The sequence below is a fragment of the Homoserinimonas sp. A520 genome (assembly GCF_054489245.1).
The window spans coordinates 34,227-45,429 of the sequence record NZ_JBTMWX010000005.1; the positions used below are offsets into that span (position 1 = coordinate 34,227).

Genomic DNA, 11,203 nt, shown 5'->3' on the forward strand with positions numbered 1-11,203 from the left:
GAGCGAATACTTCGCTCCTCAACTCAAACATTGAGCCCTGTGGACGGCCGAAAAGCGTGGCCATCCACAGAACTCAAAACTCGCACCCCGCGAAGCATCCGCACTCTGCCCGCGGGGACGGGATAAGGCTGGTAGAGCTCGTCGATCGGCACCCCTCCGCCCCAGCCGTGGTCGGGTCAAGAGGTTAAGCGGGTTGAGCTTGTCGAAACCTGCCGAGCTTGCCGAGGCCCCCGCGCGCGATGAAGCTGTGGGTTGAGTAGCGCGCGACGCAGGAGCACGCGTATCGAGACGAGCGTCGAGACTTTGAGATCCGTAGAATGGCTGTTCCGAGCATCCGGAACCCCCATTTTCCGGATCTCAAGCCGGCGTTAGACGGCCAGCGGTACCGCGTGGACCTCGTCAGCGGGGTGGCCGGTGCGCTCGTGAATGCGCCGGATCGCCTCGGCGGACGGGGACTCGGACAGGCAGTAGACGACGCCGTCCTCCGGGTTGGCCCAGGCCTGCTTGAAGACCACACCCTCCTCGCCCTGAATGGCGAGGTCGGCTTCGTGCGCGGCCTTCAACTCGTCCGCGGTTATCCCGACCATGTTGTGGTGAACGTCCATGAACTCTGGCATGGTGCTACCTCATCCCTTGTGAGACTGATTTGTTGCGCAGGTTACGCCCCGACGGGAATCACGTCAATGAGTCGTTTGGTGCCTGGGCCTTCGCCGGGAGGAGCTCGCTCAAGAGCCCCTCGATGCGCCGCTTGATGTCATCGCGGATGGGGCGCACCGCATCGATGCCCTGCCCGGCCGGGTCGTCGAGCTCCCAGTCCTCGTACCGCTTGCCGGGGAAGATCGGGCAGGCGTCGCCGCAGCCCATGGTGATGACGACGTCGGAGTCCTTCACGGCATCCGTCGTCAGGATCTTGGGGGTGTTGTTCGCGATGTCGATGCCCTCTTCGGCCATCGCCTGGATCGCGACCGGATTGATCTCGTCCTTCGGTTCGGAGCCGGCGGAGAGCACGCTCACCCGATCGCCGGCCAGGGCGGCCAGGTAACCGGCGGCCATCTGCGAGCGGCCCGCGTTGTGCACGCAGACGAAGAGGACGGACGGCTTCTCTGACATGGCTCTACTTTCTTCCAGGTGGAGCATCGACACGCATCGATGTAATCAGTATCCAATCACGCGACCAGGCAGGCAACCTGGGCGGTGCCCGTTCACCGAATGTTCACCTCAGCAGCATCCGCCGGAGTCGCCGGTCGAGCAGACGCCCGTGGACGGCAGGGTGAGTTGCACGGCGCGAGCCGACTCCACATCGCCAGCCAGCCAAGCGGCGATCGAGCGCACCTGCTCATAGCCGGTGGCCAGCAGGAAGGTGGGCGCGCGCCCGTAGCTCTTCATTCCGGCGATGAAGAAGTTCGGCTCCGGTTGCCGTAGTTCGGCGAAGCCGTGAGGTTCGACGGTGCCACAGCTGTGGACGTTCGGGTCGATCAACGGGGCGAGGGTGCGCGGTGCCTCGACGATCTCATCGAGGTCCAGTCGGACTTCCCGGAGCAGGTCGAGGTTGGGCCGGAACCCGGTGGCGTTGACAATCAGGTCGGTGTCGAAGTGCTCGGTGTCATCGCCGCGCCTGCCGATGACCCGGATGCCGCCATCCGCCGGCCGCAGTTCGGTGATCTCGAACCGGTCGATGACCGTGATGTCGCCGGATTCGACCAGCTGTTGAACCCTGGCACCCAGCGATGCCCGAGCCTGCAGTTCGTCGTCGGCTGAGCCGAGTACCCGGACGGCGGAGCGGTTGCGGATGGCCCAGGTGATCTGCGTACCGGGCTCCTGACGGGCCAGTTCGGCCAGGTTCAGGAGGGTGTTGGCGGCCGAGTGCCCGGCCCCCACCACGGTGGTGTGCCTGCCCGCGAACCGTGCGCGCTCGGAACCCAGGACGTCGGGGAGGGCGTGGCTGATGCGGTCGGCCACCTCAGGGAGTCCGAGCGGGTCGAGGCCGCTTGAGCCGAGGCTGTTCGGGGTTGCATAGGTTCCGGATGCGTCGATGACGGCGCGCGCGAGGGCCTCGACCCTGGTGCCGCCGCTGTGCAGCATCCGCAGCACGAACGGGGTCGACTCCCGGCCGTTCGAGCGGGTGCGGTCCATGCCCTGCCGGCTGACCGCCTCCACTGTCACCCCGGTGACGATGTGGGGGGCGATGGCATCGGATGCTGCAAGGGGCAGCAGATACTGCTCGACCAGCTCCGCGCCGGAAGGCAGGCGTGCGGCATCCGGCTCCTGCCAGGCGGTGGGTGCCAGGATGCGCCGGGCGGCCGGATCGACGAGGAGCTCCCACGGGGAGAACAGCTTGATGTGGCCCCACGACGCCATACTGCTTGCCACGCCGCCGGCCTCGTAGATGACGAAGTCGATGCCGCGCTCGTGAAGCTGCGCTGCGGCGGCCAGGCCGATGGGACCCGCGCCGATGATGGCGACGGGCAGGCCGTCGAGTCGGGAGTCGCGCAGTGTCGGCATGGCCAGGTCGGCGAGTGTCATGGGTGGGGCCCTTCGAGTCTGGATGCATCGATGATGATCGATATAGAAGGATTATGCAGCCATTCATCGATGGTTGTCAATATAGCGCTACGATGTTGCCATGACCACCCTCACCCTCACGCCCGTCATGGAAGCAGCAGCGTGCTGTGCGCCGCTGACCCGCGAGACACTCACCGCGGACCAGGCCGACGACCTCGCTCGCTCGCTGAAGGCCCTCGCCGACCCCGCGCGGCTGCGGCTGATCTCGATCGTGGCGGCATCCGAAGGTCAGGAAGCCTGCGTCTGCGACCTGATTGAGCCGGTGGGGCTCGGGCAGTCCACGGTCTCGCACCACCTCAAGATCCTGATGGATGCGGGATTCCTCACCCGGTCCAAGCGCGGAACGTGGGCCTACTACCGGCTGGTGCCGGGAGCGCTTGACTCGATCTCCCGCCTGCTCGTCACCGCGTGAGACTGCTGAACTCCGCGGTCCTTCGCCGGGTCGTGGCCGAGTTCCTCGGCAGTGCCCTCCTGGCCGCCGTCGTGGTCGGGTCCGGGATTGCTGCGGAGCGTCTCTCACCGAGCGATGTCGGCCTTCAGCTTCTGGAGAATGCCCTTGCGACAGCTCTCGCGCTGCCGGTGCTCATCCTCCTCTTCATCCACATCAGTGGCGCCCATTTCAACCCGGTGGTGTCGCTCGTTGACTCGGCGATCGGCCTGCGATCGTGGCGCGACACCGCCGTATACATCCCGACCCAGATCGTCGGCTGCATCGGTGGGGCTGTTCTCGCCAACCTCATGTTCGGCGCCGCGGCCGTCTCCTGGAGCACGAAGGAGCGCCTGACGGCAGGTACCTTCCTCGCCGAGGTCGTCGCCACGGCCGGGCTCGTCCTCGTGATCTTCGCGCTCGCACGCACCGGCCGGGCATCCGTCATCCCCGCAGCCGTCGGCGCCTACATCGGCGCTGCCTACTTCTTCACCAGCTCGACCAGTTTCGCGAACCCCGCCATCACCATCGGGCGGATGTTCAGCGACAGCTTCGCAGGCATCGCACCATCGTCGTCGCTCGGCTTCATCGCCGCCGAACTGATCGGCGGGGCGGTCGGCCTGCTGCTGGTGCGCTACTTCCACCCCGTGTCACGCGCCGCTGGTGTGGCCTCGCCCGATCCTGCATCCACGACCAAGTGAACTGCGCTGCCTAATCGAGACAGCGCAGTTTCGTCACTCTATGCCGTGGGCCATTCGTCAGCGCCATCCTTGCGCCATCGCAGTGCCACGTACCAACCACATCGACGACAGATGAAGGCTTCGCCCAGTGCGTGCAACTTACGTCGCTTGAGGGCACGACCGCAGCAGGCGCACTGAAACAGGCTTTCTGTCACAGCGCCGCAGCCAGGGAGTCAAGGATTTGTGCCTGAGTGGGGGCTCCGGCCAGGCCCTGCGGAGTGAAATAGATCCGGCATGCAAGATCGCTCGTGCGACCTTCGGAAGGAAAGAGGTCGGCTCCGTTGACCATGATCGTCGGTGAACCCGCGAACCCAGTTCGGTCCGCAGCATCCGAGTCGTCAATACGTTGATAGCTCACTTCAACGTCGTCGCGCCCGAGTGACTTGAGAGCCGCAGTCAAGCGCGCCCCGGTCTCCTGCCAATTGGGGCAATCGTCGATGTGGAGCACTTGGATGTCCATAAGCACCATTGTGCCTCGATGGTACTGCCGCGAATCACTGGGGCTAACGAGGGGCTGAAGGCGAAGCCTCACTCGCCTTGACAGGGTGGAATGAGGGCTTCGGCGTCAGGTCAGCAGCAGGTGCAGCTCGGGTCGCATCCATCGGGGGTGCAGACCGCAGGGTCACAACATTCAGGCATTGGTGTTCACCTCCCCATCGTCGTTGTCGGAGAGGAGTTCTAAGGGAGACTCGATGTCGCCCTTCCACGCTTCGATTCCTTCACGGACGGCAAGGGCCGCAATGACCAACGCGGCGACCGAATCTGCCCAATCCCAGCCGAACAGGGAGTTGGCCACAAGTCCAACGAGCACCGAGCCGGACAAATAGGTGCAGAGCAGAAGCTGCCTGGAGTCGGCAATCACGCTGGCGGAGCCGAGTTCATCGCCGGTGCGCCGCTCGAACCAGGCAAGGGCCGGCATGACAACGAGGCTCAGTGCCGCAATGGCGATGCCGAGAGGGCTGTGCTCGACAGCCTGAACGCCGGTAAGCGACAGCACCGCGTCGAGGGTCACGTAGGCCGCGAGTGCGAAGAAGGCGATCGCGATCGCTCGCACGGTCACCTTCTCCCAGCGCTCGGGATCTTCCCGGGTGAACTGCCAGGCGACGGCGACGGCAGACAGCACCTCGATGACGGAGTCCAGGCCGAACCCGATCAGGGCGGCGGATGAGGCTACGGCGCCCGCACTGATGGCCACGACCGCCTCCACCACGTTGTATGTGATGGTGAAGCCGACGATCCAGCGCACCCGGCGATGGAGCACCGCGCGGCGCTCAGGCGGGACGGTCCGCACCGTGGTCATTCGCAGCATCCGGGGACGGTGCATGACGAGTCGAGGCATGGCGCGTTCTCGTCCACAGCGAGGGTGACATCGACCAAGGCAGTGAGCGCCCTCGTCAGGTGCGGATCGGCGATCTCATAGCGAGTCTGCCGGCCTTCGGGTTCAGCAACGACGATGCCGCAGTCACGCAAGCAGGTGAGGTGGTTCGAGACATTGGAGCGCGTGAGGCCGAGCTCTCGCGACAGCACTGCAGGGTAGCTCGGACCGTCGAGGAGTGACATAAGTAGTCGGGAGCGGGACGGATCGGCCATGGCGCGACCAAGACGATTCATCACATCAATGCGTGTAGCAATGGTCAGCATGCACTGACTATACAGCAATCACTGAACTAACGAGAAGCGGCCCGCCGAAGAGGTGTCGCCGCTCTGGAAATTGACTCGCCGCCCCAGAAACTTCTGGAGCGGCGAGTCAATTTCCAGCGCGGGGAGGGCTACTCGCGGAGGATTGCGAGGAGGCGGAGGATCTCCAGGTACAGCCAGACGACCGTCACCATGATGCCGAAGGCACCCTGCCAGCCGTAGACGCGGGGAGCGCCGGCCTCGACGCCGGCCTTGATGGACTCGAAGTCCATCACCAGCGAGTAGGCCGCGAGCAGCACCACGAGGACGCCGAGAATGGCTCCGAGCGGTACGCCGGGGATCGGCTCCCATTCACGTGCACCGAACATGCCGTCGGTCGCGCCGAACGCCATCAGTCCGAAGTTGACCAGCGAGAACGCGGCGTACCCGACCATCGCGACCAGGAAGATCCTGGTCATCTTGGGGGTGGCGCGCACCTTGCCGCTCAGGAAGAGCGCCAGTGTGACGCCGACAACACCCAGCGTGCCGAAGACGGCCTGAGTGACGATGCCCTCCCACATGTCGCTGAAGAACATCGAGATACCACCGATGAACAGCCCCTGCGCGGCGGCATAAGCGAGGATCAGCCCCCGCGACGGCTTCTTCTTGAAGATGTTGACGAGTGCAAGAACGAAACCGGCGATAGCACCGGGAATCATCAGCAGCGGAACGAACCAACCGACGACGGCGGTTGCGAGCAGCACTGCGAACGCGATGACCGTCTTGACGATGGTGTCTTCGTAGGTCATCCGGTCGGTCTCGACTGGCGTCGCCGACGGGCGGCTGTACATTTCATCGAGCTCGGATGCGCTGGCGGTGGTCGGGCTGTTGTACAGCTTGTTCAGCTCCGAGCCGCTCAGCTGGCTCTGGCGGGCGGTCTTGATCGCGCCGGCGTAGGAGGCCGAATTGAATGCGGGGTTGGCCATGAGTGGTCTTCTCCTTCGATGCCCAAACGTGTTTCAGGTATCAACCACAATCGTATAGAAGATGTTCCCCGGAAAACTGCGAGTTCGGCTACTTCGGACCGAACAGCAGGATCGCCATGTAGACGATCAGCACGGTGCCGGCAAGACCCAGCACGATGCCGATCAGCAGCGGCACGTCGAGCTTCGTTTTGGGCGGCGCGGTCAGGCTCTCCGGCCGGATCGCCGGCGGAATCGTCAAACCGTACTCGTCGCGCCCTCCGCGCCGTCGTGGCGAGACCGTCGCCGCGACCGCACCGCAATAGATGCAGTACTTCCACTCCGGGGCGAGGTTCGCGCCGCAGCTCAGGCAGGTGGGCATGGTGGCAGATTACCAACGAACCTGCCGGGCGCGTAGCGTTGTCGCGTGACATCCGTCCGCATTACTCGCCCCCTGGTCATTGCCCACCGAGGTGCGAGCGGCTATCGACCGGAGCACACGCGGTCGGCCTACGAGCTGGCGATCGCGATGGGAGCGGATGCCGTCGAACCCGACATCGTGCCCACCAAAGACGGCGTGCTGGTGCTGCGCCATGAGAACGAGATCTCCGGGACGACGGATGTCGCCTCCCGTGCTGAATTCGCGGACCGCAAGACGACGAAGACGATCGACGGCAAGAGACTCACCGGCTGGTTCACCGAGGACTTCACCTGGCACGAGCTCGCGCAGCTGCGCTCGCGCGAACGGCTGCCGAAGATCCGCGTGTCGAACACCACCTTCGACGGCTTGGACGGGATCATGCGCCTGCGCGACCTGTTCGCGCTGCTCGCTGATGGCCCGGTCGGCATGGTGGCCGAGTTCAAGCACGCCACATACTTCGAGTCGATCGGCCTTCCCCTGGATGAGTTGTTCGCGGCCGAGGCGCGCGAGGCCGAATGGCTGGACAACGGGCGCCTCACCCTGGAAGCGTTCGAGGAGAGCGTGCTGCACAAGTTGCGCGCCAGGGGAGTGGTCGGTGATCTCGTCTACCTGCTTGAGGCATCCGGTTCCCCAGCCGACCTGGTCGGGCAGCACGCGCGCACCTACGAATCGCAGCTGACGGATGCCGGACTCGCCGAACTCGCGGAGCGGGTCGACGGCATCAGCATCGACAAGCGGCTGCTGCTGCACTCCGACAAGGGGAACACCGTCGGCATTACGACGATCGTCGACCGCGCGCATGCCGCGGGGCTCAGTGTCTTCTGCTGGACGCTGCGCGCCGAGAACCACTTTCTCGGCAAGAACCTGCGGCGCGGCGACGGGCCGGGCGCCCTCGGGGACTGGCTGGGGGAGTACCAGCTGATCATGGCATCCGGCATTGACGGTGTCTTCGCCGACCACCCCGACCTAGCGGTCGAGGCGCGCGCCCGCCTCTAGGTCGAGCGGGTCGGCCGCCACCCAGCGGAACGTCGCCATGATCGCGTCGAGCAGGTCGAGGAAGACGTCGACGGCTTCCGGGGGAAATGTGACCTCGCCCAGCGTTGTCGATGCCGTGCCGGTCATCAGTATTCGCGGGTTGGCGTCGTCGCCGACGCTGACGAAATAGTCGAGGCGTCGAAGTCGAAGCTCTCGTTCACCGCTGCCTGTGTGCTCCTCCGTCTCGAACCGTGTTGCCCACCCGGAACCCACCTCGAGAGACTCTGACGGATGCCCGGACCACCGTTGCGGGTACTCTCCCCGCCCCAACGGTTCCGCTGCCTTCTCCGGAATCGTCGCGATGGAGATGCTCAGCGGAAGGATCGCCTCATGGCGGGTCGCGATGGGGACAAAGAGCTGCACGATGCTCTGTCTGGCCGCGGCAGCCAGCGCCTCCGCCACCCAACTGCGCATGGTCGTGCTGACCAGTTCCCGTGCCTGGTCGTCGAGGCCGGCCGCCCCCGCCTTATCGAGTGCACCGTCCACCCGCGCCAGGTTCGCCTCGAGGCCGTCCCTCACGGTGAGCCGCACCCAACCTTCGGGCAGCAGCAGGCGGTAGCCGACCGTCGTCACTCGACCGTCTCCTTCGACGTGCGGCGTGCCCGTACGGCAACGATCACCCAGGTGAGAACCCCGGCGGCGATGAACCCCGGCAGGGCAACAGGCGTGACGTCGTGAGGCCAGGTCGGCGAGAGCGGGTGCGCGGCGTCCGTTCGGAACGCGATCAGCGCGCCGACCAGGCACATCATCGTGATCGCCGTGCCGAAGAGCCTGAATCGGCCGTTGGTTCCCCACCAGACCAGCACATTGTGCCCGAGCAGGAATACGGCCCAGGCCACGAAATACCAGGGTTGCGGGGTGAGAGGCGGATGCGCGAAGAATGGCACCACGCATCCGCCAAGTACAAGCACCCAGCCGGTGATCAACACGGTGAGAATCGTCGCAGAGGTCGCGCGGCTCACCCGCAGCCCCGGGCCATCGAGGTTCATCGGGCGGCCACCGGTGGAATGCCACCATAGGAGACGGTGCCGTCCTGGTATTCGTAGGTGAAACTGAACGGCTGCTGTACGCCCCCAGGGCCGAGCGGGGGCGGGGTCGCGCTGGCGTCGAACTCGCGCGCCTGGCCGAGCGGTGTCGTGCCGTCAGCGGCGGTGGCGGGGATGTTTCCTGCCGTAAAGCTCTCGACCGGGATGCCCGCGACGGTCGGTTCCGGAATTGCGTTGCCCACGCCGGCGAGCACCAACCCGGTCTTGAGGTCGATGTTGTTGGCCAGGAACGCCTGCTGGGCGGCGTCCATGGCGTCGTCGGTTGCGGAGCTGATCGGGCGTCGCGATGTCGTCGCCAGGTCTCCGGCCAGCGTCGCGCCAACCCTGCCCCCTCCGGCAGCGCCGGCTTTCTCGAACGATCGGAAGATCGATTTGGACGCCAGCTTTCCGAACGGGATCAGCCCGAGTGCCTCTATTCCAACGGATGCCCAGCTCGTCTGCCCACCAGCGGCGGCGATCCCCTTCAGCACAACGTTGAGAGCGGTGATCGCCGTGCCGATCGTGCCGATGACGCTGACGATCCCCAGCAGGAGCACGGCGGCTGCCCCGCCAGTCCCGATGATGAGCACCACAACGAGAGCGATCGCTGCGATGACGATCAAGGTGAGGGCAATCCAGCCCATCACCTCGGTGAATCCGGCGCCCCAGTCGTCCCACCAGGTGTCTGTCAAGCCGTCACCGGCCTGGGAGTCGTCGATCATCGCGATCGCCTGTTGAGCGGCCGTCTCTCGTCGACTGATAGCGGCGTCCAGGAACGTTGAGGCGCTGGTGACCTGAGTCTCGGCGTCCCAATAGGCCACCTGGTAGTTCTGGGCGGCGGCCTCATGAACGGATTGTGCTCCGGGATCAGTGGCGGAGTATGCCAGTCCCTGATGCCGGGTCCACGCGCGGTGGGCAGCATCCCGGTCGGCCACTGCGTCATCGACGGCAGACTGGGCAGCCCGCGCCTCGGTCTGCGCCGCCTCCAGTTCTGCGGCGAAATAGTAGAGCGCGTCCGACACTCCCCAGTAGCGGGGCTGGGCCAGCGCAATGCTCTCGGCGAGCCCTGCCGCCTTCTCGTCGAAGGCTTCCGCTGCCTGCGATGTCTGCGAGTGCATCTCACGCACCGCAGTCAGCTGGCTGACAGCGGTATGGATCGCTTCGGCCACGCCCTGATACTCGGCAGCTCTCATCCGAATGTCTGACGGTATGCCGGGAACGGAAGGGTGGCTCATCGGCTGTCTCCTGGCGTCTGGTGCATACGGGGTAACGAGAGAGTCACTATCGTTCCTCCCCGAGGCTTTGAGCCTGAGCCCGAATGTCTTCCTCGGCAGTCTCAAATGTGTCGGCAATCTTTTCGGCATCTGCGAGGAGAATCTCGATCGACTCGGCGTACTCCACGCGTTTTGAGTCCCAGTTCGAGGCGAAGTCCGTGATCTTCTCACCAAGCTTCGCGTGCTCGACGACCGCGGCGGTGGCGGCGCTGTTGTTCTCGGCGGTCGTGAACTCGTCCCGGATCGTGCGGAGGGCCGCGGCAGCGTCCCGAAAGACGGTGGTATCGATCTTCAGTTCGTCGGCCATGTCGCTCCTCGTATCGCTTCAGGGTTGGGCAGCGCTGCAGGGCTACGGGTTGTGGATGCGGAAGCTGCGGGCCAGTTCGTCGAGGTCGGGCTCGAACTCATCGAGGCGCGCGAGATCGTGGTGTTCTGCATAGACATGCGCGAAGACGTTGTTGTATTCCCACACGTAGTTGATCACTCGCAAGGGGGAATTTCGACCATTGTTCTTGTGTTGGTGCGTGCTCACCAGCTTGATTCCCTCCCCGATCGATGGGGAGAGGAACGGGGTGGTCTGAGGGGCGGCGAGCGGCGCTGGCAGCTCTTTCAGTGCATGCTCTTCCCGACTGCCCGCGGACTCCTCGATGTCGGACCGCGAGAACGACAGCGTCGCGACGATAATCCTGCCGCGTTTGCCCGGCACGTGGAGGAAATCGATGTCCAGGCCGTCGTCGTTCCGGTCGCGCACAGCCGTGCTGACGATTGAGCGCCATTGCTTGCGGCCGATGGGATTCCACCAGCTGGTGTGCGCTGTGCAGATTCTGGATGCGTACTCGATCCAGTCCTGCTTCGTGCCGAAGGTGGCGTCGGGCCAACGCGTCGGAAGCGGAATCCAGACGTCTGAATCGACCTCGTACGAGAACTCGACTCGTTGCAGTTCGCTCATTTCCGGTCTTCCTCTCCAAGATCGCGAGTGCCCGCAGTTGTGAGGCGTCCGGTGGGTCAATAGCCCGAGCCCGGATGAGTCCGGCTCGTGACCGCCGCTCACAGCATAGTCAGTCCGACTTCGCAGGCTCAGTCGGCGCTGGGGTCGCGTGGTCGCTGGCGCGACCACTCTGAGCTCCACCGCGCAGCCTA

General features: G+C 65.0%; 16 protein-coding genes. 3 read left to right on the plus strand and 13 right to left on the minus strand.

The annotated features are described in order from the left end of the window. Positions 1-368: 368 nt before the first annotated feature. The 3 genes from ACX3PH_RS12385 to ACX3PH_RS12395 form a co-directional block, all read right to left on the minus strand. Positions 369-617, minus strand: coding sequence for an SCO4226 family nickel-binding protein (locus ACX3PH_RS12385; protein WP_459092971.1), 249 nt, complete (start codon positions 615-617; stop codon positions 369-371). Between the two features lie 58 nt (positions 618-675). Continuing rightward, positions 676-1,110: an arsenate reductase ArsC gene (locus tag ACX3PH_RS12390; protein ID WP_459092973.1), complete on the minus strand. Its 435-nt coding sequence runs from the start codon at positions 1,108-1,110 to the stop codon at positions 676-678. A 108-nt stretch (positions 1,111-1,218) separates the two neighbouring features. Then, positions 1,219-2,523, minus strand: coding sequence for an FAD-dependent oxidoreductase (locus tag ACX3PH_RS12395; RefSeq protein WP_459092975.1), 1,305 nt, complete (start codon positions 2,521-2,523; stop codon positions 1,219-1,221). A 100-nt stretch (positions 2,524-2,623) separates the two neighbouring features. Between ACX3PH_RS12395 and ACX3PH_RS12400 the strand changes: the two genes are divergently transcribed. Beyond that, a complete protein-coding gene (locus tag ACX3PH_RS12400) occupies positions 2,624-2,974 on the plus strand; it encodes a metalloregulator ArsR/SmtB family transcription factor (protein WP_459092977.1) in 351 nt (116 codons plus the stop codon). Beyond that, positions 2,971-3,690, plus strand: coding sequence for an aquaporin (locus tag ACX3PH_RS12405; RefSeq protein ID WP_459092979.1), 720 nt, complete (start codon positions 2,971-2,973; stop codon positions 3,688-3,690). Before ACX3PH_RS12400 ends, ACX3PH_RS12405 begins: the two co-directional genes overlap by 4 nt. A gap of 190 nt (positions 3,691-3,880) precedes the next feature. Here the strand turns inward: ACX3PH_RS12405 and ACX3PH_RS12410 are convergent, their stop codons facing one another. The 5 genes from ACX3PH_RS12410 to ACX3PH_RS12430 form a co-directional block, all read right to left on the minus strand. Beyond that, the gene (locus tag ACX3PH_RS12410; RefSeq protein WP_459092981.1) at positions 3,881-4,189 is read right to left on the minus strand and encodes a hypothetical protein; all 309 of its coding nucleotides are present in this window, start codon (positions 4,187-4,189) and stop codon (positions 3,881-3,883) included. 171 nt (positions 4,190-4,360) lie between these two features. Continuing rightward, positions 4,361-5,038: a cation transporter gene (locus ACX3PH_RS12415; RefSeq protein ID WP_459092983.1), complete on the minus strand. Its 678-nt coding sequence runs from the start codon at positions 5,036-5,038 to the stop codon at positions 4,361-4,363. Continuing rightward, the gene (gene cmtR / locus ACX3PH_RS12420) at positions 5,026-5,370 is read right to left on the minus strand and encodes a Cd(II)/Pb(II)-sensing metalloregulatory transcriptional regulator CmtR (RefSeq protein WP_459092985.1); all 345 of its coding nucleotides are present in this window, start codon (positions 5,368-5,370) and stop codon (positions 5,026-5,028) included. The genes ACX3PH_RS12415 and cmtR overlap by 13 nt, the downstream gene beginning before the upstream one ends. Positions 5,371-5,498: 128 nt before the next feature. Next, positions 5,499-6,332 (minus strand): Bax inhibitor-1/YccA family protein, encoded by an 834-nt coding sequence (locus ACX3PH_RS12425; RefSeq protein ID WP_459092987.1) that lies wholly within the window; start codon positions 6,330-6,332, stop codon positions 5,499-5,501. Between the two features lie 88 nt (positions 6,333-6,420). After that, on the minus strand, positions 6,421-6,690 hold the full coding sequence (locus ACX3PH_RS12430; protein ID WP_459092989.1) for a hypothetical protein: 270 nt from the start codon (positions 6,688-6,690) through the stop codon (positions 6,421-6,423). 45 nt (positions 6,691-6,735) lie between these two features. On the opposite strand from ACX3PH_RS12430, the gene ACX3PH_RS12435 reads away from it, so the two are divergent. Then, complete coding sequence (locus ACX3PH_RS12435; RefSeq protein ID WP_459092991.1) at positions 6,736-7,725, plus strand: glycerophosphodiester phosphodiesterase family protein; 990 nt, start codon at positions 6,736-6,738, stop codon at positions 7,723-7,725. Here the strand turns inward: ACX3PH_RS12435 and ACX3PH_RS12440 are convergent. From ACX3PH_RS12440 to ACX3PH_RS12460, 5 genes are all read right to left on the minus strand, one after another. Next, positions 7,696-8,337: a hypothetical protein gene (locus tag ACX3PH_RS12440; RefSeq protein ID WP_459092993.1), complete on the minus strand. Its 642-nt coding sequence runs from the start codon at positions 8,335-8,337 to the stop codon at positions 7,696-7,698. The two genes, ACX3PH_RS12435 and ACX3PH_RS12440, sit on opposite strands and share 30 nt — an antisense overlap. After that, a complete protein-coding gene (locus ACX3PH_RS12445; RefSeq protein ID WP_459092995.1) occupies positions 8,334-8,753 on the minus strand; it encodes a hypothetical protein in 420 nt (139 codons plus the stop codon). Before ACX3PH_RS12445 ends, ACX3PH_RS12440 begins: the two co-directional genes overlap by 4 nt. Beyond that, positions 8,750-9,958: a hypothetical protein gene (locus ACX3PH_RS12450; RefSeq protein ID WP_459092997.1), complete on the minus strand. Its 1,209-nt coding sequence runs from the start codon at positions 9,956-9,958 to the stop codon at positions 8,750-8,752. Before ACX3PH_RS12450 ends, ACX3PH_RS12445 begins: the two co-directional genes overlap by 4 nt. Before the next feature lie 112 nt (positions 9,959-10,070). Beyond that, entirely contained in the window at positions 10,071-10,370 is a 300-nt protein-coding gene (locus ACX3PH_RS12455) for a hypothetical protein (protein WP_459092999.1), read from the minus strand. Between the two features lie 42 nt (positions 10,371-10,412). Then, positions 10,413-11,012 carry a hypothetical protein gene (locus ACX3PH_RS12460; protein WP_459093001.1) on the minus strand — a complete coding sequence of 200 codons (600 nt, stop codon included), beginning with the start codon at positions 11,010-11,012 and terminating at the stop codon, positions 10,413-10,415. Positions 11,013-11,203: the final 191 nt, after the last annotated feature.

Coding starts and splice junctions, on each gene's coding strand:
- ACX3PH_RS12430 (WP_459092989.1), bottom strand. CDS start 6,690: ATGCCCACCTGCCTGAGCTGCGGCGCGAACCTCGCCCCGGAGTGGAAG.
- ACX3PH_RS12415 (WP_459092983.1), bottom strand. CDS start 5,038: ATGCTGCGAATGACCACGGTGCGGACCGTCCCGCCTGAGCGCCGCGCG.
- ACX3PH_RS12395 (WP_459092975.1), bottom strand. CDS start 2,523: ATGACACTCGCCGACCTGGCCATGCCGACACTGCGCGACTCCCGACTC.
- ACX3PH_RS12390 (WP_459092973.1), bottom strand. CDS start 1,110: ATGTCAGAGAAGCCGTCCGTCCTCTTCGTCTGCGTGCACAACGCGGGC.
- ACX3PH_RS12460 (WP_459093001.1), bottom strand. CDS start 11,012: ATGAGCGAACTGCAACGAGTCGAGTTCTCGTACGAGGTCGATTCAGAC.
- ACX3PH_RS12445 (WP_459092995.1), bottom strand. CDS start 8,753: ATGAACCTCGATGGCCCGGGGCTGCGGGTGAGCCGCGCGACCTCTGCG.
- ACX3PH_RS12455 (WP_459092999.1), bottom strand. CDS start 10,370: ATGGCCGACGAACTGAAGATCGATACCACCGTCTTTCGGGACGCTGCC.
- ACX3PH_RS12385 (WP_459092971.1), bottom strand. CDS start 617: ATGCCAGAGTTCATGGACGTTCACCACAACATGGTCGGGATAACCGCG.
- ACX3PH_RS12425 (WP_459092987.1), bottom strand. CDS start 6,332: ATGGCCAACCCCGCATTCAATTCGGCCTCCTACGCCGGCGCGATCAAG.
- cmtR (WP_459092985.1), bottom strand. CDS start 5,370: ATGCTGACCATTGCTACACGCATTGATGTGATGAATCGTCTTGGTCGC.
- ACX3PH_RS12400 (WP_459092977.1), top strand. CDS start 2,624: ATGACCACCCTCACCCTCACGCCCGTCATGGAAGCAGCAGCGTGCTGT.
- ACX3PH_RS12410 (WP_459092981.1), bottom strand. CDS start 4,189: ATGGACATCCAAGTGCTCCACATCGACGATTGCCCCAATTGGCAGGAG.